Here is a 25,112-nt window from a genome sequence, read left to right on the forward strand (position 1 = left end):
GGGGTCAGGGTATGAATAAGTCGTCGTCTGCACAGGGTTCCGAAGATCCGATCCTGCAATGGGTCACCTTCAAGCTGGATAACGAGTCCTACGGCATCAACGTGATGCGCGTCCAGGAAGTCCTGCGCTACACCGAGATCGCTCCGGTACCGGGTGCTCCCAGCTATGTGCTGGGGATCATCAACCTGCGGGGCAATGTGGTCACCGTGATCGACACCCGTCAGCGTTTCGGCCTGGTGCCGACCGAAGTCAACGACAACACCCGGATCGTCATCATCGAAGCCGACAAGCAAGTGGTCGGGATCATGGTCGACAGCGTGGCGGAAGTGGTTTACCTGCGTCAGTCGGAAGTCGAGACCGCGCCGAATGTCGGTAACGAAGAGTCGGCCAAGTTCATTCAGGGTGTCTGCAACAAGAACGGCGAACTGCTGATTCTGGTTGAACTGGACAAGATGATGAGCGAAGAGGAATGGTCGGAACTGGAGAGTATCTGATTGATCCTCGAGGTAGCGGTGATTGTCCTGGCGATCCTTTGGGTCGCCACTGTGGCGCTATTCCTTTCGTACACCCGCAATCAGCGGCAGATCGCTGCCCAGCAGGCCGAAGGCGATGCCGTGCGCGACCAGCGGATCAAGGAGCTGGCCAAGCGCGTCGATCATTACCAGAGCGGTACGGTGCGCATGGGCGAGGATCTGCACGAGCTGCGAGCGGTGGTGGCGCCGTTGCCGGACAAACTGGCCCAACTGGAGCAGCGTGACCCCTCCAGCCTGTCCTTCGCCCAGGCCGCGCGCTTGGTGGGCATGGGCGCCAGTGTCGACGAGCTGACCCAGTCCTGCGGCCTGACCCAGGCCGAGGCGGAGCTGGTCAGCAAGCTGCACAAAGGCTAGCCACAAGTCGCAAGCTTCCCGAGGGAGGCTTGCGACTCAGCGCTTGCCGCGGCTTCTCTTCAATAATCGTCACCGCGCTCGGTGATGTCTTTCTCCAGTTCCACCTGATGCGGATCATGCCCGGCCGGAAACTTGCCCTTGAGGTTCCAGGCGAAGGCGATGATTTCGGCGATGGTCCGGTACAGCTCCGGTGGAATGCTCTCGCCCAACTCCAGGCGCGCCAACAGCTTCACCAGCTCGGCGTTCTCATAGATCGGCACTTCATAGTCCCGGGCGATCTTCAGGATGGCTTCGGCCAGTTCATCGTCACCCTTGGCGGTCAGGGCCGGGGCTTGCTGGCCGTCGTACTTGAGGGCAATGGCCTGGCGTGGAGGAGGTGTGTGCTTCATGCGGTTTCGTCGACCCAGCGTTGTTCCAATCGGGTTTGCGGGCCCTGGGGCGGGATGCCCAGGTGGCAGTCCAGGTCACCGACATCCAGCCCTGAAGCCAGCAGGCGTTCGCGCAGGTTGCCCAGGTGGCTTTCGATCAGGCTCGCGGTGTAGGGGCGTTCGGCCCACAGCTGGCTGGACAGCCGACCTTGAATCAGTTGAGCCTGGACCTGCAGCGGGCCCAGGGGCTCCAGGTCGAAGGCCAGATCGAGCCGCCACAAGGCCTGCTTGGATTCTCGCTCTTCACGTTTTTGTTGCGGCTCAGGTTCCGGCGCTTCTTCGCGCTGCATTTTGACCTGCAAGGGCACGATGTCCTGCAGGTTGCGCATGGGAATTTCCAGCTGCCAGGTGGTCAGTTGCCGGCCATCGTCGGTCTGGCCGCTTTGTTCCAGGCTCGCCAGTTGATGGCTCTGCAGGCGTGATACCGCAGCGGCGGCCAGGCGCAGCAAGTGTTCCAGATCGCCTTCGCCCTCCAGGCTTTGCAGCAGCCGTGCCGGCAGCGGGAAGCCGCTGGGTGAGGTCTTGGCGCTGACCTGGCCGAGGGTGCCCAGGGCGCTGCGCACGAAGCTCGGCAGCGATTGCGCCAGGGTGTTGGCGGCGATGATTGCATTGAAGCTGCTGGAGGAGGGCAGCCCCGGGGTCAACTGGGCGATCAGGCGCAGCAGGTCGCCCTTCAGGTCTGGCGTCTGACCGGGATTGGTGCCGGCCAGCAGCTTGGCTTCCAGAAACAGGCCGCTGCCCAGCAGAGCCTGGGCCACGCCGCGCGAGGTGCTCAACTGCTGATGGTCCGGCAGACCGGCCAGCAAGCGCTCCACGGCGGCCCGCAGGTCGGCGGAGGAAGTGGCCAGTTCGCTGTCGGCGGGCAGGTTCTGCAGAAGGTTGATCAGTCCGTTCAGGGAACCCTGGCGGCTTTGCTGGCTGGCCAGTTGTGCGGCGATGGCCAGTTGTTCCTGGCGGTTGCCTAGAGGGACGAAGTTCAGGGTCTGTGCATCCGCGACCTGGGCGCTGAGCAGGCTGCCGATACGCAGCGGCTGCGGGCTGTCGATGCTCAAGGTGGCGCCACTTTGCGCGGTGTTGAGCAGGCTCACCAGGGAACGGTAGATCGCCGGCTGATTGCTGCCCTGGGGCAGGAGCTGGGTAGTCAGCACCTTGCCCTGGAGCAGGGTGCCGGCGGGCAGTTGGCTGGTATCCAGGCGCGTCAGGGCGGCGACGCTGGAGGCAATGGCCTGCTGCACGGTGATCGCCAGGTTGCCGGCCGAAGGTTGGATCACCGCCAGGCTGGTGCCCTGGGGCAAGGGTTGGCTGCTGGTGGCTTGCACGGTGGTTTGCCGGCCGTTGTCTAGGGTCACCTTGAGCAACAGCTGGAAGGTCTGGTCGGTCTGCTTGAGCGACAGCACTTCAGCCTTGGCGCTCTGACCGGCGGCAATCAAGCCTTCCAGTGGCGGCACCAGCTTGAGCAGTTCGCCGCTGATCGGCTGAGGGCGCGAGGGGCCGGGAGCCGGCGCCTGGGGTAGTGGCAGGATGTTTATTTCGCCAGTCATTCGGACACAACCTGTGGAAATTAGCCCTCTTGAGAGTAGGGCTTCGCATGTATAATGCCGCCCGTCTTTGGGGGAGTGGGGAAAACATTGCAAATGTTTGACGCAGCTCTCTAGAACAGGCCGCCAATGCATTTATCCTGCATCCCTTTAACGGCCGCTCCACTGCCGACTTGAACCCGTAAAGGCCCACCATCCCTTGACCAGCCCTCTTCTCGAAGCCGTAGCACTCGCCTGTGAGCGCGACTGGCGGATGCTGTTTGAACACCTGGAGTTGCGTCTGACCGGCGGAGACATGGTGCAGATCAGTGGCCCCAACGGCAGTGGCAAGACCAGCCTGCTGCGTTTGCTCGCCGGCCTGATGCAACCCACCAGCGGTCAGGTGCTGCTCAATGGCCAGCCCTTGCATGCCCAGCGCGCCGAACTGGCGCGCAACCTGCTGTGGATTGGCCATGCCGCCGGAATCAAGGATGTCCTGACCCCCGAGGAAAACCTCAACTGGCTCTGTGCCTTGCACCAGCCGGCAACGCGCGACGCTATCTGGCAGGCTCTGGCGGCCGTCGGCCTGCGCGGCTTCGAGGACGTTGCCTGTCACACCCTGTCCGCCGGCCAGCAGCGTCGTGTGGCCTTGGCCCGGTTGTATCTGGACGGCCCGCCGCTGTGGATCCTCGACGAACCCTTTACCGCCCTGGACAAACAGGGGGTGGCCCAGCTCGAGGAGCACCTGGCCAATCATTGTGAACGTGGCGGCATGGTGGTCCTGACCACTCACCACACGCTGACCCGTATGCCGTCCGGCTACCGCGATCTGGATCTGGGGCGGTGGGCGGCATGAGCGTCTTTGCCCAATTGCTGGCCCGTGAAGCGCGCTTGCTGTTCCGACGCCCGGCGGAGCTGGCCAATCCCCTGGTGTTCTTCGCCATCGTCGTTGCACTGTTCCCATTGGCCGTGGGACCTGAGACAAATCTGTTGCAAACCTTGTCTCCCGGGCTGGTCTGGGTAGCGGCCTTATTGTCCGTCCTGCTCTCGCTGGACGGGCTTTTTCGCAGTGATTTCGAGGACGGATCCCTTGAACAGTGGGTCCTTTCGTCGCACCCCCTGCCTCTTCTGGTTTTGGCCAAGGTACTGGCACACTGGGCCTTTTCCGGCCTGGCACTGGTATTGCTTGCACCCTTGCTGGCCTTGATGCTCGGCTTGCCTGCCGCCTGCCTGCCGGTGTTGCTGGCTTCATTGATGCTGGGCACTCCGGTGCTGAGCCTGCTGGGCGCAGTGGGCGCAGCACTGACGGTGGGGTTGAAGCGTGGAGGCTTGCTGCTGGCGTTACTGATCCTGCCTCTGTACATCCCGGTATTGATTCTCGGCAGTGGCGCCCTGCAGGCGGCACTGCAGGGCATGCCGGCGACAGGTTATCTGCTGTGGCTTGGGAGCCTGACCGCCCTGGCAGTAACCCTTACACCCTTTGCAATAGCTGCTGGCCTGAAGATCAGCGTCGGCGAATAATGAGGTCTGGTTGTTTTTTGACCAGTAAAGACCCTGGCTGTTCGTGAGAGCGAAGAGCAACCGTGATGGAAGCAATGAATGAACTGGACTTGGTTTCATAAGCTCGGCTCGCCTAAATGGTTTTACGGCATCAGCGGCAAGCTGCTGCCCTGGCTGAGCGTCGCCGCCGTGTTGCTGATCGGTATCGGCGTGGTCTGGGGCCTGGCCTTTGCGCCACCGGATTACCAGCAGGGCAACAGCTTTCGCATCATCTATATCCATGTGCCAATGGCGATGCTGGCCCAGTCCTGCTACGTCATGCTGGCCGTGTGCGGTGTGGTCGGGCTGGTGTGGAAAATGAAACTGGCCGACGTTGCCCTGCAATGCGCGGCGCCCATCGGGCATTCGATCACCTTCCTGGCCCTGGTAACCGGGGCGATCTGGGGCAAGCCGACCTGGGGTTCCTGGTGGGTCTGGGATGCGCGACTAACGTCGATGCTGATCCTGCTGTTTCTGTACGCAGGTCTGATTGCGCTCAATGCCGCCATCAGCAATCGTGACAGCGCCGCCAAGGCCTGCGCGGTGCTGGCGATTGTCGGCGTGGTGAATATCCCGATCATCAAATACTCGGTGGAGTGGTGGAATACCCTGCACCAGGGGGCGACTTTCACCCTCACCGAAAAGCCCGCCATGCCGGTGGAAATGTGGCTGCCGCTGCTGCTGACGTCCTTGGGTTTCTATTGTTTCTTTGGCGTGCTGCTGTTGCTGCGCATGCGCCTTGAGGTGCTCAAGCGCGAAGCCCGCACCAGTTGGGTCAAGGCCGAAGTCCAACGCAGCCTGGAGACCGCACAATGAGCTTTGCATCCTTCAGCGATTTTCTCGCCATGGGCCATCACGGCCTCTACGTCTGGTCGGCCTATGGCATTTGCCTGGTCGTCCTGGCTCGTGAGCTGGTGGCGCCGATCCTGGCGCGCAAGCGTTATCTGCAACAAGAGGCGCGTCGTCTGCGCCGGGAGAACGGTAAGTGAATCCGCTGCGTAAAAAGCGTCTTTTGATCATCCTGGCGATCCTGGTGGGCGTCGGCATTGCCGTCGGCCTGGCCCTCAGCGCGCTGAAGGAAAACATCAACCTGTTCTACACCCCGACCCAAATTGCCAATGGTGAAGCACCGCTGGACACGCGAATTCGCGCTGGCGGCATGGTCGAGGCCGGCTCCCTGCAACGTTCCGCCGACTCCCTGGACGTGAAATTCGTGGTCACCGACTTCAACAAATCAGTGACCATCACCTACCGCGGCATTCTTCCGGACCTGTTCCGCGAAGGGCAGGGCATCGTCGCCCTGGGCAAGCTCAACGCCGATGGCGTGGTGGTGGCCGATGAAGTGCTGGCCAAGCACGACGAGAAATACATGCCGCCGGAAGTCACCAAGGCGTTGCAAGACAGCGGCCAGTCGGCACCGACACCAGCGAAAGAGGGTTAAGCCATGAGTTCCGCACTGTTCGTTCCCGAACTCGGTCATCTGGCGATGATCCTCGCCCTGTGCTTTGCCCTGGTCCAGGCCGTGGTGCCATTGCTGGGCGCCTGGCGCGGCGACCGCCTGTGGATGAGCTTGGCCCAGCCAGCAGCCTGGGGCCAGTTTGCGTTCCTGGTATTCGCTTTCGGCTGCCTGACCTACGCCTTCATGAGTGACGATTTCTCGGTGGCCTATGTCGCCAGCAACTCCAACAGCGCCTTGCCCTGGTACTACAAGTTCAGCGCCGTGTGGGGCGCCCACGAAGGTTCGCTGCTGCTCTGGGCGCTGATCCTCGGAGGCTGGACCTTCGCCGTATCGGTGTTCTCGCGCCAGTTGCCGCAAGTGATGCTGGCCCGGGTGCTGGCGGTGATGGGCATGATCAGCACCGGCTTCCTGCTGTTCCTGATCATGACCTCCAACCCGTTTTCGCGGATCCTGCCCCAAGTGCCGGCGGACGGTCGCGACCTCAACCCGCTGTTGCAGGACATCGGCCTGATCGTCCACCCGCCCATGCTGTACATGGGCTATGTCGGTTTCTCGGTAGCCTTCGCCTTTGCCATCGCCGCGCTGCTCGGCGGTCGCCTGGACGCTGCCTGGGCGCGTTGGTCGCGGCCCTGGACCATTGTCGCCTGGGCCTTCCTCGGCATCGGTATCACCCTGGGCTCCTGGTGGGCCTACTACGAACTGGGCTGGGGCGGCTGGTGGTTCTGGGACCCGGTGGAAAACGCTTCCTTCATGCCCTGGCTGGTGGGTACGGCCTTGATCCACTCCCTGGCAGTGACGGAAAAGCGCGGTGTATTCAAGAGCTGGACCGTGCTGCTGGCCATTGCCGCTTTTTCCCTGAGCCTGCTGGGGACCTTCCTGGTGCGCTCCGGGGTCCTGACTTCAGTGCACGCCTTCGCCTCGGACCCTGAGCGCGGCGTGTTCATCCTGATCTTCCTGCTGTTCGTGGTGGGGGGCTCCCTGACCCTGTTTGCCCTGCGAGCGCCGGTGGTCAAGAGCCATGTGGGCTTCAACCTGTGGTCCCGGGAAACCCTGCTGTTGGGCAACAACCTGGTGCTGGTGGTGGCGTCCTCGATGATCCTGCTGGGCACCCTGTATCCGCTGGTGCTGGATGCCCTGACCGGGGCCAAACTGTCGGTGGGCCCGCCGTATTTCAATGCGCTGTTCATTCCGCTGATGGCCCTGCTGATGGTGGTGATGGCGGTGGGTGTGCTGGTGCGCTGGAAAGACACCCCGGTGAAATGGCTGCTGGGCATGCTCGGTCCGGTGCTGCTGGGCAGCGTGGCCCTGGCCGTGGTGGCCGGCATTGCCTACGGCGACTTCAACTGGGCGGTGCTGGCGACCTTCTTGCTGGCGGCCTGGGTGCTGCTGGCCGGGGTGCGTGACATCTTCGACAAGACCCGCCACAAGGGCCTGATCAAGGGCCTGCCAAGCCTGACTCGCAGTTATTGGGGCATGCAGCTGGCGCACCTGGGCATTGCGATCTGCGCCCTGGGCGTGGTGCTGTCGAGCCAGAACAGCGCCGAGCGCGACCTGCGCCTGGAGCCAGGCGAGTCCATGGAACTGGCCGGTTATCAGTTCATCTTCGAAGGCGCCAAGCATTTCGAAGGGCCGAACTTCACTTCCGACAAGGGCACTGTGCGTGTGGTGCGCAACGGCAAGGAAGTGGCGGTGCTGCACCCGGAAAAACGCCTGTACACCGTGCAGAGCTCGATGATGACCGAAGCCGGCATCGATGCCGGTTTCACCCGTGACCTGTATGTCGCCCTGGGCGAATCCCTGGGTGATGGCGCCTGGGCGGTGCGGGTACACGTCAAGCCGTTCGTGCGCTGGATCTGGTTCGGCGGCCTGCTCACCGGGTTCGGTGGCTTGCTGGCGGCGATGGATCGGCGTTATCGGGTCAAGGTTAAAAGCCGCGTGCGCGAAGCGCTGGGCATGACAGGAGCCGCCGCATGAGACGCTGGATGATGATGTTGCCCCTGGCGGTGTTCCTGGTGGTGGCGGTGTTCCTCTATCGCGGGTTGTATCTGGACCCGGCCGAGCTGCCGTCGGCGATGATCGGCAAGCCGTTCCCGGAGTTCTCCCTGCCGTCGGTGCAGGGCGACAAGACCCTGACCCGCGCGGACCTGCTGGGCAAGCCGGCTTTGGTCAACGTCTGGGGCACCTGGTGCATTTCCTGCCGGGTCGAGCATCCGGTGCTGAACAAGCTGGCCGAGAAGGGCGTGGTGATCTACGGCATCAACTACAAGGACGTCAATGCCGACGCCCTGAAGTGGCTGGCCGAGTTCCACAATCCCTACCTGCTGGATGTGCGTGACGAGGAGGGCTCCCTGGGGCTGAATCTGGGTGTCTACGGCGCTCCGGAAACCTTCTTCATCGATGCCAAGGGCATCATCCGTGACAAGTTCGTCGGGGTGATCGACGAAGTGGTGTGGCGCGAACAGCTGGCGGCCAAGTACCAGGCCCTGGTCGACGAGGCCAAGCCATGAAGCGCTGGTTAGCTGCCGCCATCCTGGGCCTGAGCATCGCTGGCGTGGCCCACGCTGCCATTGATACCTACCAGTTCGCCAATGACACCGACCGCGAAAGGTTTCGCGAGCTGACCAAGGAACTGCGCTGCCCCAAGTGCCAGAACCAGGACATCGCCGATTCCAATGCACCGATTGCCGCCGACCTGCGCAAGGAGATTTTCCGCATGCTCGGCGAGGGCAAGGACAATCAGCAGATCATCGACTTCATGGTGGATCGCTACGGTGACTTCGTGCGTTACAAGCCGGCCCTGACCGGCAAGACCGCCTTGCTCTGGTTCGGTCCTGCCGGCCTGTTGCTGGGCGGGTTGGTGATCATTGCCGTGATAGTCCGGCGTCGTCGCGTCGAGCGCAGCGACAGCCCGAACACGCTTTCCGTCGAAGAGCGTCAGCGCCTCGACCAACTGCTGGATAAAACCCCCCATGATTGATTTCTGGCTTGCAGCAGGTCTGCTGCTCCTGATCGCCCTGAGTTTCCTGTTGATCCCGGTATTGCGTGAGCGTCGTGCCCAACGTGAGGAGGATCGTACCGCGCTGAACGTGGCGCTTTATGAAGAGCGCGTGGCCGAGCTGCATGGCCAGCAAGCGCAAGGCGTGCTCAGTGCCGAGCAGATGGACGCGGGGCGTGCGGAAGCGGCCCGGGAACTCTTGGCGGACACCGAAGGCAGCGGCCCAGTGCGGACCTCGCGTCTGGGCAAACCGCTGCCGCTGCTGGCGGCGCTGCTGGTGCCGGTGCTGGGCTTGGGTCTGTACCTGCATTTTGGTGCCAGCGACAAGGTCGAGCTGACCCGGGAGTTCGCCCAGGCGCCGCAGTCCATGGAAGAAATGACCCGGCGCCTGGAGCGCGCAGTGGCGGCCCAGCCGGATTCTGCCGAGGGCCTGTACTTCCTTGGGCGTACCTACATGGCCCAGGACCGTCCAGCGGACGCGGCGAAGATCTTCGAGCGTACCGTGGCCCTGGCCGGACGCCAGCCCGAGCTGTTGGGGCAGTGGGCCCAGGCTCAGTACTTCGCCGATAACAAGCAATGGTCGGACAAGGTCCAGGGCTTGACCGATGAAGCGTTGAAGGCCGATCCCAACGAAGTCACCAGTCTCGGGTTGCTGGGTATCGCCGCTTTCGAAGGCGGGCGTTTCCAGGAGGCCATCGATTACTGGAAGCGCCTGCAGGCGCAACTGCCGCCGCAGGACAATTCCCGTGCCGCGCTGCAGGGAGGCATTGATCGCGCCAGCGAGAAACTGCTGGCAGCCGGTGGCAAGGTCGCGGCCGAGCCTGCGGTCAAGGCCAAGGGCGCCTTGCTCAAGGTCCGGGTCGATCTGGCGGCGGAGCTCAAGGCCAAGGTCCAGCCGGGTGACAGCGTATTCATCTTCGCCCGTGCGACCCAGGGCCCGCCCGCGCCGTTGGCGGCCAAGCGCCTGACCGTCGCCGACCTGCCGGCCACTGTGGAGCTGGGGGATAGCGACGCGATGATGCCGCAGTTGAAACTGTCGAACTTCCCTGAAGTCCAATTGGTTGCGCGCATTTCCCGTGCCGGCCAGCCAACGGCCGGTGAGTGGATCGGGCAGAGCCAGCCCCTGCCCAGCAGCACCACGGCCGCGCAACAGCTGACCATCGACAGTCCGGATCAATAATCAGAGAAGCCGCCATGACCGCCATCGCTCGTATCACCCTGTTGTCACTGGTCCTGGGGTTGAGTGCTTGTACGGTCCACCGGCCGGCGCCGACCTCCTCTGAACCCATCCCGCCTGCGGGGCCGAGCACGCGCCCGGCCCCGTCTACGGCTCCCGCGCCAGGCAAGCCCGGGGCGCCGATTCCCGCCGCCAAGCCCCTGCCACGCACCTCCGCCAGCTTTGCTCCGCCACCCGGCGGGCACAGCCACTGGGATGCGCGGCTGGGGGTCTATGTGCTGGATAACCAGAGCAACACCTTCTATCGCCAACGCACCTATTACCGTTGGAACAACGGCTGGAGCCGCTCCATCAGCCCCGACGGTCCTTGGGAAGACACCGACATCCATGGTGTACCCGCAGGGCTGGGGCGTCAGTTCCAGTAATTTCCAACACCATTGACTGACTGCACAGGCGCGGGCCAGAGCCGGCGCCGGCCTTGCCATGGTCAGCGGATTATTTAAGCCCTGCCCAGGCTGGCCGATACAGCGGGGTGTTCCTGAGTATCAGCCGTTGAGCGCCCGATGAAGAAAGACCTGAACAAACCCTATGTCGCGCCGATGGTGTTCTGGCTGGCCGTGGTCTGCGTCCTGTTGCTGTTGTACGGCCTGGGGCCGGCGGACGTGCCGGAGCTGATCTATCTGTCCCTGGCACCGGTGTACCTGCTGGTGGCCTTCGCTTTCATGTACTACTTCTTCTGCTGGAGCCTGATCTCGGTTTTCCGCTTGGGGGAGGTCGGCTGGAAGAAAGTCGACTACGGCTGGTTGCTGCTGGCTGCCCTGGCCCTGATCAGCGCCACCCAGGCAGTGCGGGTGGACTGGTTCCAGAGCGACTACCAACTGGCACAAAGTGCCCGGGACGCAGCGCAGCGCAGAGTGCTGGCCGAGATCGACGACATGCTCGGCAGCGCTCACTGCAAGGCGGCGCTGGAGCTGCATGAGCCCCAGGATGCCGCCCAGGTCAGCAATCTGTGCGAACGCTTTGGCACATTGGAGCGTTCTGCCGATGGGCGTCTGTCGGCTTTGGCCGTGATCAAGGTGCAGCAGGCCCTGGGCGACCTTCGTGGTGAGTATTCAGCGCCGCTGGTGCAGCAATGGCTGCAGCGTCTGGGGGACACCTTCGGTGAGCTGGAGCACCAGCGGGCCGAGGTACACCGTCTGCATGGCCTGACCGAGGCCAGTCAGACCGAGAGGCTCTATGGCTACTGCGCACCTTTGCTGCTGGTGATCGCCCTGGCGCTGCGGGCGTCCAAGGTGACCGGCGAGGTACTGCTCAAGGCGCCGCGCCGGCGCAAGTTGTGGCTGATCGTCAACCGGCGGGTAGTGATCGACGGCCTGGGCTTTGTCCGCGGTGCCCGCGCGCGCCTGGACGAAGCCCTGAGGAACTGGCGTGTGGCGCAATGGGGCGTGGTGCACCTGTCCTGCCCGTTCATTGCCGGAGCCAGCCCCCAGGACACCCCGGTCCCGGTGATCCCAGGTTTCTACGAGAACGAGTTCCAGCTCGCCAGTCTTGGCGAGTTCGACAGCAGTGAGTTCGTCCAGTGGGCCGCGATCCAGACCATCGACGTCCTGTATCTGGTGGGTGAAACCGACCTGAGCCTGATCGACCGGCTGCGGCGCTGGGGTGAGGCGGCGAATATCGAAGTGCTGGTGCGCGAGCGGATCTGAGGCCGGGGTTTCACAGACGCTCCAGCAACTGCTCCACATAATCCACGAACGCCCGGGCCTTGGCACTCACCAGGCGCCCGCCGGGAAACACCGCCCACAGCTGCTGCCGGGGCAGTTGCCAATCCGTGAGCACGGCCTTGACCGCGCCCTTGGCCAGCTCCGGGGCAAACATCCATTGCGAGGCCATTGCCAGCCCCTGATGGGCCAGTACCGATTCGCGCAAGCCTTCTGCGGCATTCACTCGAACCCTGCCACTGACACTTACCCGTTGCTCGTCGTCGCCTTGGGAAAAGTGCCAGAGATTGCCGGGCCCCCGGCTATAGATCACCGCTTGATGCCCGGTCAGTTCACCGGGATGCTGCGGCTCGCCGTGCTCGGCGAAGTACTCGGGAGTGGCCAGCAGCAGGCGCGGGCACTCGGCGATCTGGCGGGCGATGAGGGTCGAGTCGGCGAGGCTGCCCATGCGCAGGGCGACATCGACTCCCGCCTCCACCAGATTGATGGTGTGATCATCCATCACCACGTCGATCTGCAACTCGGGGTGCTGCTCTAGAAAGGGCCCCAGGTGAGGAATGATATGCAGGCGGGCGAAGGTCACCGCCGCACAGATGCGCAAGGTGCCACGCAACTGGGAGGCCGAGCCCCGGGCGGCATTTTCCGCTTCGCTGGCTTCCTCCAGGGTGCGTTTGGCCCGTTCGAAGAAGGCCAGGCCGGCTTCGGTGGGGCTCAGGCCGCGGGTGGAGCGCAGCAACAGCCGCACCTGCAGATAGGCCTCCAGTTGGGCGATGCTTTTCGATACGGCGGGCTGACCCAGGTTCAGACGCCGGGCGGCAGCGGAGAAGGAGCCGCTTTCCACCACATGTACAAAGGTTTCCATCGCGGCCAGGCGGTCCATCGGTTGTCCTTGCTGGGTTGAGAAGGGGGAATCGGGGAGTGTGCGCCAAAACGTTCACCGAGTCCTGGGCGCACGGCCTAGGCGCTGGCCGCGCGGCGGTTGTCCGCCACCAGCAGGAAGCGCAGCAGGGCCAGCAGTGGAAACCCACTGCCCACCAGCACCACTCCCAGCCAGCCGCCGTGTTCGTACACCGCACTGGCAATCGACGAGCCGAAGGCGCCACCGATGAAGATGCTGGTCATGTACAGCGCGTTGAGGCGACTGCGACTGTGGGCGTCCAGGGCATACACCGCCCGTTGGCCGAGCACCATGTTCATCTGCACACAGAAATCCAGGACCACCCCGGTCACTGCCAGGCCGATGACGCTATAGGCGGGATGGATCAGTGTCGGGATAAAGCTCAGGGCTGCCAGGAGCATGGCCAGCAGCGAGGCGATGCGGGTATGGCCGGCATCCGCGAGACGTCCGCTGATGGGGGCGGCGATGGCGCCGATGGCGCCCACCAGGGCAAAGATCGCAATCTGGCTTTGTGACAGGCCGTGATGTCGTGCCAGTTCCAGGGGCGCGGCGGTCCAGAACAGGCTGAAGGTGGCGAACATGCAGCCCTGGTAGAAGGCTCGCTGGCGCAGGACCGGCTGCTGGCGCAGCAGGCCGCCCAGGGAGCGCAGCAGTTGGCCGTAGGTGGCGCTGTGGGCCGGCTGGCGCTTGGGTATGGTCAGCATCAATACCAGGCTGATGGCGGCCATCAGCACGGCGGCGGCGATGAACATTGCGCGCCAGCCGAAGAGATCGGTCACCACGCTGGACACCGGGCGGGCCAGGAGAATCCCCAGCAGCAGGCCGCCCATGATGCCGCCCACCACTCGTCCTCGGGACTCCTCCGGGGCCAGGTGCGCAGCCAGGGGAATGAGGATCTGGACCGACACCGAGCTGAAGCCGATCAGCAGCGATACCAGGAGGAAGGCGTTGGGCTGCTGGGTATACGCAGCCCCCAGCAGGCTGGCGATGGCCACCAGGGTGGTGGTGATCATCAACCGACGGTTTTCCAGCAGGTCTCCCAGGGGCACCAGGAAGAACAGGCCCAGGGCATAGCCGATCTGGGTCAGGGACACGATCAGGCTGGCCAGGGAGCTGGACAGGCCCAGGTCCGGGGCGATCAGCTCGATGATCGGTTGTGCGTAGTAGATGTTGGCGACGATGGCGCCGCAGCAGAAGGCGAACAGCAGCACCATGCCTCGGGTCATTGTCACGTTGCTGGCGGGCAGCACCTGGGTCGTGGAAGTCATCAGGTTTCTCTTGGCGGCGAAAGGATGGAACGAGGTTAAGAGACCGCGCAGTAACGCAGTAGAGAGGGCGGGGCGATAGCATTCATTCCTGTTGGGAATAAATCTCTGAGTCATGAGGCTCTGGAGATGGCCGGGGCGTGCCGCTGCCGAGGCCTGATGATACATTTACTTACATCTTGTTCGATAGCATGCTCATGGTCTTCAGGGCCCTGGGGGCAGCCTGCTCAAGGCTGGCAACCCCGCGCTGAAGCTTGCGTTGCCAAATGTTGCTGCGCTGCGCTTGCAGTGGAAGTCGCTGAGGCCTTGGTTTAGGGTTTCCGGTCGTTCAGTGCGGTGGGAGTCCCTTATGGAAAAGTCAACGTTCAACCCAGCCAGTGTGTTCAATTCCCTGCAATACGGTTTCAGCCAGGCGGTGGAGGTGCGCGGCGGTCGACGCCTGCTGCTGTCCGGTCAGGTGGGTGTGGATGAGCAGGAGCGCACCGTAGGGCCGGGCCTGCGGCAGCAGACCGAGCAGGCCTTCGACAATATCGAGAAGGTCCTGGCCGAGGCGGGAGGCCAACTGGCGGATGTGGTGATGTTGCGGATCTACATCGCCGAAGCGGCGCGGGATCAGCAGGAGCACATCAGCGCGGTATTGCTCGAGCGTTTTGCCAGCCAGCCACCGGCGTCCTCATGGATCATCGTCAGCGGGCTGTCGTTGCCGGAGTGGTTGATCGAAGTCGAGGCGGAGGCGGTGCTGGATGAGCGTTATCAGGCAGCCGAAGCCGCGCAGTTCAGTTCGGCGCGGGCTCTGTGACTCCCTGATCGGCGGCATAAAAAAAGCGACCTTCACGGTCGCTTTTTTTATCGGGCTACCAGCGTCACTTGGCGTTGGTATAGATCTGATCGAAGACCCCGCCGTCGTTGAAGTGGGTCTTCTGCACGCTGCGCCAGTCGCCGAAGGTCTTCTCCACCGACAGGAAGTCGACTTTCGGGAAACGGTCGGTGTACTTGGCCAGGACTTTCGGGTCCCGTGGGCGCAGGTAGTTGTTGGCGGCGATTTCCTGGCCTTCCGGCGACCACAGGTACTTCAGGTATTCCTCGGCCGCAGCGCGGGTGCCTTTCTTCTCCACCACCTTGTCCACCACCGACACCGGCGGCTCGGCTTCAGCGGAGACGCTTGGGTAGATCACTTCGAACTGATCGCGGCCGAATTCGCGGGCGATCATTTCCGCTTCGTTCTCGAAGGTCACCAGCACGTCGCCGATCTGGTTGGTCATGAAGGTGGTGGTGGCGGCGCGGCCACCGGTGTCCAGTACCGGGGCCTGCTTGAAGAGTTTGCCGACGAAGTCCTTGGCCTTGTTCTCGTCGCCGCCGTTCTTCAGCACGTAGCCCCAGGCCGAGAGGTAGGTGTAGCGGCCGTTACCCGAGGTCTTGGGGTTGGGCACTATCACTTGCACGCCATCCTTGAGCAGGTCTGGCCAGTCTTTCAGGGCCTTGGGGTTACCCTTGCGGACGATGAACACGGTGGCCGAAGTGAAGGGCGCACTGTTGTTCGGCAGGCGCGTTACCCAGTTGTCCGGCACCAGTTTGCCGTTGTCCGCCAGGGCGTTGATGTCGGTGGCCATGTTCATGGTGATGACATCCGCCGGCAGGCCGTCGATCACCGAGCGCGCCTGCTTGCTGGAGCCGCCGAAAGACATCTGCAGGGTGATGTTTTCGTTGTGCTCGGCTTTCCAGTGTTTCTGGAAGGCGGTGTTGTAGTCCTTGTAGAAGTCGCGCATCACGTCGTAGGACACGTTGAGCAGGGTCGGTGCGGCCTGGGCGACGCTGCCCAGGGCCAGGCCGGCGGCCAGAAGCGAGGCGCTGAAGAGTTTTTTCACTGCGCATTCCTTTTGTTCGAGAGTGAAGGCAATTTGCCGCCGACTATAGCCGGGGCGCTATATCTCTTTAAAGATTAAAAAGTACTTTGCTTATTCCATTTTCTTGAACAGCGCGTTGCCACAGCGAGAGCAGAAGGCCGCGGCCGGTTCGTGACTGTTCTTGCGGCACACCGGGCAGTCGTGCTTGAGCTGTTCGCCGCGCATGGCGCTGGCCAGCTCCGCGGTGAAGATCCCGGTAGGCACGGCAATGATCGAGTAACCGGTGATCATCACCATCGACGAAATAATCTGGCCGATTACGGTCTTGGGCACGATATCGCCATAGCCCACGGTGGTCAGGGTGACGATGGCCCAGTAGATGCCCTTGGGGATACTGGTAAAGCCATGTTCCGGGCCTTCCACCACGTACATCAGGGTGCCGAACACCGTGACCAGGGTGCAGACGCTGAGCAGGAACACCAGGATCTTCTGCTTGCTGCCGCGCAGGGCATCGAGCAGGTAATGGGCCTGTTTCAGGTAGGGCGACAGCTTGAGCACGCGGAAGATCCGCAGCATGCGGATGATCCGAATGATCAACAGGTACTGGGCGTCGCTGTAGTACAGGGCGAGGATGCCGGGGACGATCGCCAGCAGGTCCACCAGGCCATAGAAGCTGAAGGCATAGCGCAGGGGTTTGGGGGAGCAATACAGGCGCAGTCCGTACTCGATGAGGAAGATCAGGGTGAAGCCCCATTCGATGTACGCCAGGACGTCGGCGTAGTTGCTGTGCACCTCGTCGATGCTGTCGAGAATCACGATCACCAGGCTGGCGAGGATGATCAGCAGCAGGGTCGTATCGAAGCGTCTTCCGGCCACCGTATCGGTCTGGAAGATCATCACGTAGAGGCGCTGGCGCCAGTTGTCGCGGTTAACCATGGGAATCGCCTGAATCAAAGATCAGCGAAGCCTAGGGGGAGTTGCCGGGGGAGCGCAAGGTGCGTGGTCCCCAGGCGCAGGCCCCAGGACCCGGGTGGCGACATGCATCAGCCAGCAGGCCAGGACGAAGGGGGCGGTGAGGGGCGCTAGCCCCAGGGCGACAATGCCTGGGGTGATCAGCAGCGCCAGGCACATTCCTGCCAGTGGCCGCCACGGACGTCGGGCTCCTTGGCCCAGGGCCAGGGCCACCAGTGCGCAGTTATAGCCGCCCAGGCCCAGCAGGGCACGGCCGGGCTCATGCAGCAGCAGTGTCAAGGCCAGGCCGCTGGCGGAACCGATCAGGGCCCAGGTCGCTGCGCGGCGGTTGGCCAGCAGCAGGCCGAGGAGAATCAACAATCCGGCCAGAGGCTGACCGAGGAACATGATCTGGCCCAGGCCCTGGAACACTCCGCTCAGCAGGCTCCACAGGGACAGGCCGGGCGCCGCCTGGGGCATGGATTGCATGGGTTCCATCAGGCTCAGCAACAGCCAGCCCAGGCCCACGAAGGGCGCGGTGTAGGCCGGCAGGCTGGCGGGGCTGCGGGCCCGTTTCAGCCATTGCTGGGTGATGATCGCGCTGAGGCCGGCGGCGGCGATGATCAGCGGCGGCAGCAGCACCGACCAGGGCAGGTACAGGCTCAGCAGCAGGCCCAGGAGCACGCCGTTATAGCTGAAGAGTCCGGCTTGCCGGTCTGCCTTGGCATAGCCCCGTTGCTGGGCGGTGAGCAGGCCGGCCAGGGCACCCAGCAGGGCGCCCCCGAGCAGGGCCGGGGCGCTGATCAGGATCGCCAGCAGGCACAGCAGGCCGCACAGCGGGTGGCGCTGGAGGAAAATCTGACTGAAACCGTTGAGCAAGGCAGTGGCCCAGTCGGGGCAGAAGGCATTGAAAGACTGTGCAGGCATGACGAGAGTCGGCGAATGCGGTGGTTGTCGTACCGCAGCGTTCGACCCCAGCGGCATCCTCTTTGGGAGGCTCGCTGCAGGTCGCGGGCGCTGCGGCGGGTCAGAGAAGGGTTTCGACGCGCAGGGAGTTGGTGGTTCCCGGCTGGCCGAACGGCACGCCGGTGGTGATCACCACGGTATCCCCGCGTTTGGCCAGACCCTGGGCCTGGGCGATTTCCAGGGCCGTGGCACAGACCTCGTCCACCTGGCGCAAGCGGTCATTGACCACCGAGTGCACACCCCAGGCCAGGCTCAAGCGGCGCGCTGTCTGCAGGTTCGGCGTCAGGTTGAGGATAGGTACCGAAGGACGTTCCCGGGCGGCACGCAGGGTGGAACTGCCGGACTCGCTGTAGTTCACCAGCACCGCCACGGGCAGGATGCTGCACACCCGGCGGATCGCGCAGCTGATGGCGTCGGATACCGTGGCTTCGGCCTGGGGGCGGCTGACGTCCAGTTGAGTCTGGTAGTCGGGGCCGGTTTCCACCTGGCGAATGATCTTGCTCATCATCTGCACCGCTTCCAGCGGGTATTCCCCGGAGGCGGTTTCCGCCGAGAGCATCACCGCATCGCTGCCTTCGGCCACGGCATTGGCGACGTCGGTCACCTCGGCTCGGGTGGGCGCCGGGGAGAAACGCATGGACTCCAGCATCTGTGTGGCGACCACCACGGGTTTGCCCAGCTGACGGCAGGTGCTGATGATGTTCTTCTGGATCTGCGGCACGCTTTCCGCCGGGACTTCCACCCCCAGGTCACCTCTGGCCACCATGATCGCGTCGCTCAGTTCGGCGATTTCCCGCAGTTGGGCCACCGCAGAAGGCTTTTCGATCTTGGCCATCAGGTAGGCCTTGTCGCCAATCAGGGTACGGGCTTCACGGATGTCTTCCGGACGTTGCACGAAGGACAGCGCCACCCAATCCACGCCCAATTCCAGGCCGAAGCTCAGGTCGCGGCGGTCCTTGGCGGTCAGCGGGCTGAGGTCGAGCACTGCCTGGGGCACATTGACGCCCTTGCGGTCCGACAGTTCGCCGCCATTGAGCACGGTGGTCTCGATGGCGTCCGCGTGCTTGGCGATGACCCGCAGGCGCAGCTTGCCGTCGTCCAGCAGCAGGTCCATTCCGGGCTCCAGGGCCGCGATGATTTCCGGGTGCGGCAGGTTGACCCGCTGGGCGGTCCCCGGCGTCGGGTCCAGGTCCAGGCGCAGGGCCTGGCCGCGTACCAACTGCGCCTTGCCCTCGGCGAAGGTGCCAACCCGCAGTTTCGGTCCTTGCAGGTCCATGAGGATGCCCAGGGGGTAGTTCAGCTCGCGTTCGATCTGGCGAATCCACTCATATCGCTGAGCATGGTCGGCATGGCTGCCGTGGCTGAAGTTGAGTCGGAAGATGTTTACGCCGGCCTGCACCAGTTCGCGGATGTCCTCGATGCTGTCGGTGGCCGGCCCCAGGGTGGCGAGGATTTTGACTTTCTTGTCAGGCGTCATTTTTGGAGTTCTCGAGGATCAGGATGGCGCGGAAGTCGTTGACGTTGGTACGGGTCGGCTCGGTGACGATCAGGTCGCCCAGGGCTGCGAAGTAGCCATAGCCATTGTTGTTGTCCAGCTCGTCGCTGGCGCTCAGGCCCAGGGCCGCAGCCCGAGCGTAGCTGTCCGGGGTCATGATCGCCCCGGCATTGTCTTCGGAGCCGTCGATGCCGTCGGTATCGCCGGCCAGGGCGTAGATCCCGGGATGCCCCTTGAGGCTGTCGGTGAGGCTCAGGAGGAACTCGGCGTTGCGGCCGCCGCGACCTTTGCCGCGCACGGTAACCGTGGTTTCACCACCGGAAAGGATCACGCAGGGCGCAGCCAGGGGCTGGCCGTGCAAGGCTACTTGGCGGGCGATGCCGGCGTGAACCTTGGCCACCTCCCGGGATTCGCCTTCCAGGTCGCCGAGGATCAGCGGGCTGTAGCCGGCCTGGCGGGCTTTGACCGCGGCGGCTTCCAGGGATTGCTGGGGGCGGGCGATCAACTGGAAGTGGCTGCGTTCCAGGCACGGGTCGCCGGGCTTGACGGTTTCCGAGTCGGGGTTCTGCAACCAGTTGCGTACTGCTGCGGGTACTTCAATGGCATAGCGCTTGAGAATCGCCAGGGCTTCGGCCGAGGTACTCGGATCGGCCACTGTGGGGCCGGAAGCGATGACCGTGGCCAGGTCGCCGGGGACGTCGGAAATGGCATAGGTGTAGACCGTGGCCGGCCAGCAGGCCTTGGCCAGGCGTCCGCCCTTGATCGCCGAGAGGTGCTTGCGCACGCAGTTCATCTCGCTGATGGTGGCGCCGGATTTCAGCAGGGCCTTGTTGATGGCCTGCTTGTCGGCCAGGGTGATGCCCGTGGCGGGCAGGGCCAGCAGCGCCGAACCGCCGCCGGACAGCAGGAAAATCACCCGATCCTGTTCTGACAGGTTGCTGACCAGCTCCAGTACCCGCTTGGCCACGGCCAGGCCGGCCGCGTCGGGCACCGGGTGAGCGGCCTCGACCACTTCGATCTTGGTGCACGGGGCGCCGTGGCCGTAGCGGGTAACCACCAGCCCGGAGACGTCGCCCTGCCAGCTGCGTTCCACGACTTGGGCCATGGCCGCCGCTGCCTTGCCGGCACCGATGACGATGACGCGGCCGCTGCGGTCGCTGGGGAGATGGGCTTCGAGAACCTGTTGCGGATGGGCGGCGTCGATGGCTGTGGCGAACAGCTCTCGGAGGAATTGTTGCGGATCGACCGACATGGCGGGCTCCCGGATTTCTTGTTATGGGGGGCTTGAAACGGGTGTAGCCGCCACCTCAGGCGGCGACAAGGTCAGCAGGGCCTGTCCCTGGCCCGCCGTGAGGCGTTTCCTGCAAACCTTGGCGCTGCTTGGGGTAGCGGCTACGGACGCTGCTTATTTCTTATCGCGGATCGAGAAGTTGGCCATGTGTTCCAGGCCCTTGATCAGGGCCGAGTGGTCCCAGTTGCCGCCACCAATAGCGGTGCAGGTGCTGAACACTTGCTGGGTATTGGCGGTGTTGGGCAGGTTGATCCCCAGCTCGCGGGCGCCACTGAGGGCCAGGTTCAGGTCCTTCTGGTGCAGGTTGATGCGGAAGCCTGGATCGAAGGTGCCCTTGATCATGCGTTCACCGTGCACTTCGAGGATCTTCGAGGAGGCAAAACCGCCCATCAGCGCTTCACGCACCTTGGCCGGATCGGCACCGTTCTTCGAGGCGAACAGCAGGGCTTCGGCCACGGCCTGGATGTTCAGGGCGACGATGATCTGGTTGGCCACCTTGGCGGTCTGACCGTCACCGTTGCCCCCCACCAGGGTGATGTTCTTGCCCATGCTCTGGAACAGCGGCAAGGCGCGCTCAAAGGCCTGGCTGTCGCCACCGACCATGATGCTCAGGGTCGCGGCCTTGGCCCCGACTTCACCGCCGGACACCGGTGCGTCCAGGTACTGCGCGCCTTTCTCGTTGATCTTGGCGGCGAAGGCCTTGGTCGCGGTGGGGGAGATGGAACTCATGTCGATGACGATCTTGCCCTTGCCGATCCCGGCGGCAACGCCGTCGGCACGCAGCAGCACGTCTTCGACCTGAGGGGTATCGGGCACCATGATGATGACGAACTCGGCTTCCTGGGCCACTTCTTTGGGCGAGGCCAGGGCCACCGCGCCGGCGGCGATCAGGTCGGCCGGGGCCTTGCCGTGGTGTTCCGAGAGCAGCAGGGAGTGACCGGCTTTCTGCAGGTTTGCCGCCATGGGATGACCCATGATGCCGGTGCCGATAAATCCGATTTTAGCCATGATAAAAATCCTCTATTCAACGGGACCTTGTAGGAGCTGGCTGGCCAGCGAAGGCGCAGCACGGCTTGCGGGCCTGTTCGCCGGCAAGCCGGCTCCTACAGGGGGGGCGGTTTCAGATTGCGTTGTGGGTTTTCAGCCAGCCGAGGCCCGCTTCGGTGGTGGTCAGCGGTTTGTACTCGCAGCCGACCCAGCCCTGGTAGCCGATGCTGTCCAGGTGCTCGAAGAGGAAGCGATAGTTGATCTCGCCGGTGCCGGGTTCGTTGCGTCCTGGGTTGTCTGCCAGCTGGATGTGGTTGATCTGGTTGAGGTGGTTGGCCATGGTCCGCGCCAGGTCACCTTCCATGATTTGCATGTGATAGATGTCGTACTGCAGGAACAGGTTGGCACTGCCTACTTGTTCGCGGATCGACAGCGCCTGGGCGGTGTTGTTGAGGTAGAAGCCGGGAATGTCGCGGGTGTTGATGGCTTCCATCACCAGCTTGATGCCGACCGCCTGCAGTTTGTCGGCGGCGTACTTGAGGTTGGCGACGAAGGTCTTTTCCAGCAACGCGGCATCAGCCCCCTGGGGACGGATGCCGGCCAGGCAGTTGACCTGGGTGTTGCCCAGGACCTGGGCGTAGGCGATGGCCAGGTCGACGCCGGCACGGAATTCCTCGACCCGGTCGGGCAGGCAGGCGATTCCGCGCTCACCCTTGCCCCAGTCGCCGGCGGGCAGGTTGAACAGCACCTGGGTCAGGCCGTGGGCATCGAGTTGCGCCTTGATCTCGGCGGAGCTGAATTCGTAGGGGAACAGGTATTCGACGCCGCTGAAACCGGCATCGGCGGCGGCCTTGAAGCGAGCGAGGAAGTCCTGTTCGGTGAACAGCATGGACAGGTTGGCGGCAAAACGCGGCATGGTGGTCTCCTGTGAATCGGTGAAGCCTGTAGAGCGGGCGAAGGCTGCAGTCGAGCTGCCCCGGCAGTGCCTCTTGAAGAGGGTGCGGGGCAGATCCCGGCCAGGTTCTGCGAACCTGATGGCAGCCTGGGGGCGCGGCTACAGGGTTTAGTCGAGCAGGGAAATGGCGGTCGGGGCGTCGTTGCCCACCAGCGCCAGGTCTTCGAACTCGTTGACCGCGTTGATTTCGGTGCCCATGGAAATGTTGGTCACGCGCTCCAGGATGATCTCCACGACCACCGGTACCTTGAAGGTCTGGAGCATTTCCTGGGCCTGGCGCAGGGCCGGCTGGATGTCCTTGGGTTCGAACACCCGCAGGGCCTTGCAGCCCAGGCCTTCGGCGACCGCGACGTGGTCCACGCCGTAGCCGTTGAGCTCCGGCGCGTTGAGGTTGTCGAAGGACAGCTGCACGCAGTAGTCCATCTCGAAGCCGCGCTGGGCCTGGCGGATCAGTCCCAGGTAGGAGTTGTTCACCACCACGTGGATGTACGGCAGGTTGAACTGTGCCCCTACTGCCAGCTCTTCGATCATGAACTGGAAGTCGTAGTCGCCGGACAGGGCCACCACCTGGCGGTTCGGATCGGCCTTGACCACGCCGAGGGCGGCGGGGATGGTCCAGCCCAATGGGCCGGCCTGACCGCAGTTGATCCAGTGGCGTGGCTTGTAGACGTGGAGGAATTGCGCACCGGCAATCTGCGACAGGCCGATGGTGCTGACGTAGCAGGTGTCCTTGCCGAAGACCTGGTTCATCTCTTCGTAGACCCGTTGCGGCTTGACCGGCACGTTGTCGAAGTGGGTCTTGCGATGCAGGCTGGCCTTGCGCTGCTGGCAGTCATGCAGCCAGGCGCTGCGATCTTTCAACTTACCGGCGGTCTGCCATTCACGAGCCACTTCCAGCAGTACGGTCAGGGCGCTGCCAGCGTCGGAGACGATGCCCAGGTCCGGAGTGAATACCCGGCCTATCTGGGTTGGCTCGATGTCCACGTGAATGAACTTGCGGCCTTCGGTGTAGACGTCCACCGAGCCGGTGTGGCGGTTGGCCCAGCGGTTGCCGATGCCCAGCACCGTGTCGGATTTGAGCAGGGTGGCGTTGCCGTAGCGATGGGAGGTCTGCAGGCCGACCATGCCCACCATCTGTGGGTGATCGTCAGGGATGGTGCCCCAGCCCATCAGGGTCGGGATCACTGGAATGCCGGTCAGTTCGGCGAACTCCACCAGCAGGTCGCTGGCATCGGCGTTGATCACACCGCCACCGGCTACCAGCAACGGGCGTTCGGCCTGGTCCAGCAGGGCCAGAACCTTTTCCGCCTGCAGCCGGGTGGCCGCCGGTTTGGCCAGGGGCAGTGGCTGGTAGGCGTCGATGTCGAATTCGATTTCCGCCATCTGCACGTCGAACGGCAGGTCGATCAACACCGGACCAGGACGGCCGGAGCGCATTTCATAGAAGGCTTTCTGGAAGGCGTAGGGCACCTGGCCCGGTTCCAGCACGGTGGTGGCCCACTTGGTCACCGGCTTGACGATGCTGGTGATGTCCACGGCCTGGAAATCTTCCTTGTGCAGGCGGGCCCGGGGCGCCTGGCCGGTGATGCAGAGAATCGGGATCGAGTCGGCCGAGGCGCTGTACAGGCCGGTGACCATGTCGGTGCCGGCCGGGCCGGAAGTGCCGATGCACACGCCGATGTTGCCGGCCTTGGTGCGGGTGTAGCCCTCGGCCATGTGCGAGGCGCCTTCGACGTGGCGAGCGAGGACGTGATCGATGCCTCCGACCTTCTGCAGCGCGGAATACAGCGGGTTGATGGCGGCACCCGGGATGCCAAAAGCGGTATCGACCCCTTCACGGCGCATCACCAGAACGGCGGCTTCGATTGCTCTCATTTTGCTCATGGTTTTGTGCCTCTTGCGTTTTGTAATTGTATACAAGTGGTTTTGCGCAAAGTGTATTCACGGCGGATGGCGCAGGTCAATCCATTTTCTTGAACGGTAGCGGCTTTCGATGGGGCCCTATAAACCGGCGTCCTTTTGTCGCATGAGCTACCTTTCTCGAATTATTGTATACAAAAAATAAATTCATTGTGTTCTATTTGCTGTATCGGACTTCTCCTGCAAGAAGCTTCCACCAGGCTTTCCCAATAACAAGATAAGGACGGCACCCATGAGCGCTTTAACCTTGAAAGTCGCAGTCAACCTGGCCAATCAGGCCATCAATGCGGGGCGCAAGATCAACGCGGCCCCGCTGACCATTGCGGTGCTGGATGCCGGCGGGCATCTGGTGACCCTGCAACGGGAGGATGGCGCCAGCCTGTTGCGTCCGCAGATCGCCATCGGCAAGGCCTGGGGCGCGGTAGCCCTGGGCAAGGGCTCGCGCCTGCTGGCGCTGGATGCGCAGCAGCGCCCGGCGTTCATCGGTGCGTTGAATGGCCTGGGACAGGGCAGCGTGGTGCCCGCGCCGGGCGGGGTGTTGATTCGGGATCAGGCGGGGGCGGTGCTGGGAGCGATCGGCATCAGTGGCGATACCTCGGACATCGATGAGCAATGCGCGATCAGCGCGATCGAGGCTCAGGGCCTGGCGGCGGACGCCGGCGTCAGCGCTTAGCCCTTAACCTTGCGGGCCCGGCCCTGGCCTGTAGCCGCTGCCGAGCCCGCGAGGCTGCGAAAAGGTCCGCAGGACCTTGCCTGGTGTCTAGATATCCCTGTGCGCAGTTTGCAGCAACAACACAAATGCACGGGAAGGGGCCGA

The 25,112-nt window shown here is 63.6% G+C and carries 27 protein-coding genes; 15 read left to right on the forward strand and 12 right to left on the reverse strand.

Annotated elements, in window-relative coordinates:
• Positions 1–11: 11 nt before the first annotated feature.
• Both PFZ56_RS14235 and PFZ56_RS14240 read left to right on the forward strand, forming a co-directional pair.
• On the forward strand, positions 12–494 hold the full coding sequence (locus PFZ56_RS14235) for a chemotaxis protein CheW (RefSeq protein ID WP_011060011.1): 483 nt from the start codon (positions 12–14) through the stop codon (positions 492–494).
• Positions 495–887 carry a DUF2802 domain-containing protein gene (locus PFZ56_RS14240; protein WP_102864001.1) on the forward strand — a complete coding sequence of 131 codons (393 nt, stop codon included), beginning with the start codon at positions 495–497 and terminating at the stop codon, positions 885–887. It abuts the gene before it with no gap.
• Between the two features lie 59 nt (positions 888–946).
• Here PFZ56_RS14240 and PFZ56_RS14245 read toward each other — a convergent pair whose 3' ends face one another.
• Together PFZ56_RS14245 and PFZ56_RS14250 are read right to left on the reverse strand one after the other, a co-directional pair.
• The gene (locus PFZ56_RS14245) at positions 947–1,276 is read right to left on the reverse strand and encodes an EscU/YscU/HrcU family type III secretion system export apparatus switch protein (RefSeq protein ID WP_170001268.1); all 330 of its coding nucleotides are present in this window, start codon (positions 1,274–1,276) and stop codon (positions 947–949) included.
• On the reverse strand, positions 1,273–2,856 hold the full coding sequence (locus PFZ56_RS14250; protein ID WP_102878870.1) for a flagellar hook-length control protein FliK: 1,584 nt from the start codon (positions 2,854–2,856) through the stop codon (positions 1,273–1,275). Before PFZ56_RS14250 ends, PFZ56_RS14245 begins: the two co-directional genes overlap by 4 nt.
• Before the next feature lie 196 nt (positions 2,857–3,052).
• Between PFZ56_RS14250 and ccmA the strand changes: the two genes are divergently transcribed.
• From ccmA to PFZ56_RS14305, 11 genes are all read left to right on the forward strand, one after another.
• Entirely contained in the window at positions 3,053–3,688 is a 636-nt protein-coding gene (gene ccmA / locus PFZ56_RS14255) for a cytochrome c biogenesis heme-transporting ATPase CcmA (protein WP_102878871.1), read from the forward strand.
• Positions 3,685–4,353 carry a heme exporter protein CcmB gene (gene ccmB / locus PFZ56_RS14260; protein ID WP_102864110.1) on the forward strand — a complete coding sequence of 223 codons (669 nt, stop codon included), beginning with the start codon at positions 3,685–3,687 and terminating at the stop codon, positions 4,351–4,353. The genes ccmA and ccmB overlap by 4 nt, the downstream gene beginning before the upstream one ends.
• Positions 4,354–4,431: 78 nt before the next feature.
• Complete coding sequence (locus tag PFZ56_RS14265; RefSeq protein ID WP_102863997.1) at positions 4,432–5,187, forward strand: heme ABC transporter permease; 756 nt, start codon at positions 4,432–4,434, stop codon at positions 5,185–5,187.
• Complete coding sequence (ccmD, locus tag PFZ56_RS14270; protein ID WP_011060018.1) at positions 5,184–5,360, forward strand: heme exporter protein CcmD; 177 nt, start codon at positions 5,184–5,186, stop codon at positions 5,358–5,360. Before PFZ56_RS14265 ends, ccmD begins: the two co-directional genes overlap by 4 nt.
• Positions 5,357–5,812: a cytochrome c maturation protein CcmE gene (ccmE, locus tag PFZ56_RS14275; RefSeq protein ID WP_102863996.1), complete on the forward strand. Its 456-nt coding sequence runs from the start codon at positions 5,357–5,359 to the stop codon at positions 5,810–5,812. Before ccmD ends, ccmE begins: the two co-directional genes overlap by 4 nt.
• Positions 5,813–5,815: 3 nt before the next feature.
• Complete coding sequence (locus PFZ56_RS14280; protein WP_110595165.1) at positions 5,816–7,804, forward strand: heme lyase CcmF/NrfE family subunit; 1,989 nt, start codon at positions 5,816–5,818, stop codon at positions 7,802–7,804.
• Entirely contained in the window at positions 7,801–8,337 is a 537-nt protein-coding gene (locus tag PFZ56_RS14285) for a DsbE family thiol:disulfide interchange protein (protein WP_060838164.1), read from the forward strand. The genes PFZ56_RS14280 and PFZ56_RS14285 overlap by 4 nt, the downstream gene beginning before the upstream one ends.
• Positions 8,334–8,807: a cytochrome c-type biogenesis protein gene (locus PFZ56_RS14290; RefSeq protein WP_102863994.1), complete on the forward strand. Its 474-nt coding sequence runs from the start codon at positions 8,334–8,336 to the stop codon at positions 8,805–8,807. The genes PFZ56_RS14285 and PFZ56_RS14290 overlap by 4 nt, the downstream gene beginning before the upstream one ends.
• Positions 8,800–10,005 carry a c-type cytochrome biogenesis protein CcmI gene (ccmI, locus tag PFZ56_RS14295; RefSeq protein ID WP_102863993.1) on the forward strand — a complete coding sequence of 402 codons (1,206 nt, stop codon included), beginning with the start codon at positions 8,800–8,802 and terminating at the stop codon, positions 10,003–10,005. Before PFZ56_RS14290 ends, ccmI begins: the two co-directional genes overlap by 8 nt.
• 14 nt (positions 10,006–10,019) lie before the next feature.
• Positions 10,020–10,427, forward strand: a complete 408-nt coding sequence (locus PFZ56_RS14300) for a hypothetical protein (protein WP_102863992.1) — start codon at positions 10,020–10,022, stop codon at positions 10,425–10,427.
• A 138-nt stretch (positions 10,428–10,565) separates the two neighbouring features.
• A complete protein-coding gene (locus tag PFZ56_RS14305; RefSeq protein WP_170001267.1) occupies positions 10,566–11,708 on the forward strand; it encodes a hypothetical protein in 1,143 nt (380 codons plus the stop codon).
• 10 nt (positions 11,709–11,718) lie between these two features.
• Here the strand turns inward: PFZ56_RS14305 and PFZ56_RS14310 are convergent, their stop codons facing one another.
• Both PFZ56_RS14310 and PFZ56_RS14315 read right to left on the reverse strand, forming a co-directional pair.
• Complete coding sequence (locus PFZ56_RS14310; RefSeq protein WP_102863990.1) at positions 11,719–12,603, reverse strand: LysR family transcriptional regulator; 885 nt, start codon at positions 12,601–12,603, stop codon at positions 11,719–11,721.
• A gap of 77 nt (positions 12,604–12,680) precedes the next feature.
• Entirely contained in the window at positions 12,681–13,889 is a 1,209-nt protein-coding gene (locus PFZ56_RS14315; protein ID WP_170001266.1) for an MFS transporter, read from the reverse strand.
• 346 nt (positions 13,890–14,235) lie between these two features.
• Here PFZ56_RS14315 and PFZ56_RS14320 point away from each other — a divergent pair, with 346 nt between their 5' ends.
• Positions 14,236–14,685: a RidA family protein gene (locus PFZ56_RS14320; protein WP_102863988.1), complete on the forward strand. Its 450-nt coding sequence runs from the start codon at positions 14,236–14,238 to the stop codon at positions 14,683–14,685.
• A 64-nt stretch (positions 14,686–14,749) separates the two neighbouring features.
• Here PFZ56_RS14320 and PFZ56_RS14325 read toward each other — a convergent pair whose 3' ends face one another.
• The 8 genes from PFZ56_RS14325 to gcl all read right to left on the reverse strand — a co-directional run bounded on the left by PFZ56_RS14325 (position 14,750) and on the right by gcl (position 24,259).
• A complete protein-coding gene (locus tag PFZ56_RS14325) occupies positions 14,750–15,751 on the reverse strand; it encodes a sulfate ABC transporter substrate-binding protein (protein WP_058433729.1) in 1,002 nt (333 codons plus the stop codon).
• A 90-nt stretch (positions 15,752–15,841) separates the two neighbouring features.
• Positions 15,842–16,666: an ion transporter gene (locus PFZ56_RS14330; protein WP_102878876.1), complete on the reverse strand. Its 825-nt coding sequence runs from the start codon at positions 16,664–16,666 to the stop codon at positions 15,842–15,844.
• A 21-nt stretch (positions 16,667–16,687) separates the two neighbouring features.
• Positions 16,688–17,608 (reverse strand): urea transporter, encoded by a 921-nt coding sequence (locus tag PFZ56_RS14335; protein ID WP_170001265.1) that lies wholly within the window; start codon positions 17,606–17,608, stop codon positions 16,688–16,690.
• Positions 17,609–17,708: 100 nt separating this feature from the next.
• Complete coding sequence (gene pyk / locus PFZ56_RS14340) at positions 17,709–19,124, reverse strand: pyruvate kinase (protein ID WP_102878878.1); 1,416 nt, start codon at positions 19,122–19,124, stop codon at positions 17,709–17,711.
• Complete coding sequence (locus tag PFZ56_RS14345) at positions 19,114–20,394, reverse strand: glycerate kinase (protein ID WP_170001264.1); 1,281 nt, start codon at positions 20,392–20,394, stop codon at positions 19,114–19,116. The genes pyk and PFZ56_RS14345 overlap by 11 nt, the downstream gene beginning before the upstream one ends.
• Before the next feature lie 153 nt (positions 20,395–20,547).
• Positions 20,548–21,441 carry a 2-hydroxy-3-oxopropionate reductase gene (locus PFZ56_RS14350; protein WP_102878880.1) on the reverse strand — a complete coding sequence of 298 codons (894 nt, stop codon included), beginning with the start codon at positions 21,439–21,441 and terminating at the stop codon, positions 20,548–20,550.
• A 112-nt stretch (positions 21,442–21,553) separates the two neighbouring features.
• Positions 21,554–22,336, reverse strand: coding sequence for a hydroxypyruvate isomerase (hyi, locus tag PFZ56_RS14355; RefSeq protein WP_102878881.1), 783 nt, complete (start codon positions 22,334–22,336; stop codon positions 21,554–21,556).
• A gap of 147 nt (positions 22,337–22,483) precedes the next feature.
• Positions 22,484–24,259, reverse strand: coding sequence for a glyoxylate carboligase (gene gcl, locus PFZ56_RS14360; protein ID WP_102863981.1), 1,776 nt, complete (start codon positions 24,257–24,259; stop codon positions 22,484–22,486).
• Between the two features lie 268 nt (positions 24,260–24,527).
• On the opposite strand from gcl, the gene PFZ56_RS14365 reads away from it, so the two are divergent.
• Positions 24,528–24,968 carry a heme-binding protein gene (locus PFZ56_RS14365; protein ID WP_102863980.1) on the forward strand — a complete coding sequence of 147 codons (441 nt, stop codon included), beginning with the start codon at positions 24,528–24,530 and terminating at the stop codon, positions 24,966–24,968.
• Positions 24,969–25,112 lie beyond the last annotated feature (144 nt).

Origin of the sequence: Pseudomonas danubii, assembly GCF_042980055.1 — a bacterium.
Classification (GTDB): Bacteria; Pseudomonadota; Gammaproteobacteria; order Pseudomonadales; family Pseudomonadaceae; genus Aquipseudomonas; species Aquipseudomonas danubii.

Bases quoted from the DNA above. Each gene is read 5' to 3' on its own strand.
- PFZ56_RS14335 (WP_170001265.1), bottom strand. From the start codon at position 17,608: ATGCCTGCACAGTCTTTCAATGCCTTCTGCCCCGACTGGGCCACTGCC.
- PFZ56_RS14310 (WP_102863990.1), bottom strand. From the start codon at position 12,603: ATGGACCGCCTGGCCGCGATGGAAACCTTTGTACATGTGGTGGAAAGC.
- ccmI (WP_102863993.1), top strand. From the start codon at position 8,800: ATGATTGATTTCTGGCTTGCAGCAGGTCTGCTGCTCCTGATCGCCCTG.
- PFZ56_RS14330 (WP_102878876.1), bottom strand. From the start codon at position 16,666: ATGGTTAACCGCGACAACTGGCGCCAGCGCCTCTACGTGATGATCTTC.
- PFZ56_RS14315 (WP_170001266.1), bottom strand. From the start codon at position 13,889: ATGACTTCCACGACCCAGGTGCTGCCCGCCAGCAACGTGACAATGACC.
- PFZ56_RS14300 (WP_102863992.1), top strand. From the start codon at position 10,020: ATGACCGCCATCGCTCGTATCACCCTGTTGTCACTGGTCCTGGGGTTG.
- PFZ56_RS14290 (WP_102863994.1), top strand. From the start codon at position 8,334: ATGAAGCGCTGGTTAGCTGCCGCCATCCTGGGCCTGAGCATCGCTGGC.
- pyk (WP_102878878.1), bottom strand. From the start codon at position 19,124: ATGACGCCTGACAAGAAAGTCAAAATCCTCGCCACCCTGGGGCCGGCC.
- PFZ56_RS14265 (WP_102863997.1), top strand. From the start codon at position 4,432: ATGAACTGGACTTGGTTTCATAAGCTCGGCTCGCCTAAATGGTTTTAC.
- PFZ56_RS14285 (WP_060838164.1), top strand. From the start codon at position 7,801: ATGAGACGCTGGATGATGATGTTGCCCCTGGCGGTGTTCCTGGTGGTG.
- PFZ56_RS14345 (WP_170001264.1), bottom strand. From the start codon at position 20,394: ATGTCGGTCGATCCGCAACAATTCCTCCGAGAGCTGTTCGCCACAGCC.
- PFZ56_RS14305 (WP_170001267.1), top strand. From the start codon at position 10,566: ATGAAGAAAGACCTGAACAAACCCTATGTCGCGCCGATGGTGTTCTGG.
- ccmB (WP_102864110.1), top strand. From the start codon at position 3,685: ATGAGCGTCTTTGCCCAATTGCTGGCCCGTGAAGCGCGCTTGCTGTTC.
- PFZ56_RS14350 (WP_102878880.1), bottom strand. From the start codon at position 21,441: ATGGCTAAAATCGGATTTATCGGCACCGGCATCATGGGTCATCCCATG.
- PFZ56_RS14250 (WP_102878870.1), bottom strand. From the start codon at position 2,856: ATGACTGGCGAAATAAACATCCTGCCACTACCCCAGGCGCCGGCTCCC.
- hyi (WP_102878881.1), bottom strand. From the start codon at position 22,336: ATGCCGCGTTTTGCCGCCAACCTGTCCATGCTGTTCACCGAACAGGAC.
- ccmD (WP_011060018.1), top strand. From the start codon at position 5,184: ATGAGCTTTGCATCCTTCAGCGATTTTCTCGCCATGGGCCATCACGGC.
- PFZ56_RS14280 (WP_110595165.1), top strand. From the start codon at position 5,816: ATGAGTTCCGCACTGTTCGTTCCCGAACTCGGTCATCTGGCGATGATC.
- PFZ56_RS14245 (WP_170001268.1), bottom strand. From the start codon at position 1,276: ATGAAGCACACACCTCCTCCACGCCAGGCCATTGCCCTCAAGTACGAC.
- gcl (WP_102863981.1), bottom strand. From the start codon at position 24,259: ATGAGCAAAATGAGAGCAATCGAAGCCGCCGTTCTGGTGATGCGCCGT.
- PFZ56_RS14365 (WP_102863980.1), top strand. From the start codon at position 24,528: ATGAGCGCTTTAACCTTGAAAGTCGCAGTCAACCTGGCCAATCAGGCC.
- PFZ56_RS14320 (WP_102863988.1), top strand. From the start codon at position 14,236: ATGGAAAAGTCAACGTTCAACCCAGCCAGTGTGTTCAATTCCCTGCAA.
- PFZ56_RS14235 (WP_011060011.1), top strand. From the start codon at position 12: ATGAATAAGTCGTCGTCTGCACAGGGTTCCGAAGATCCGATCCTGCAA.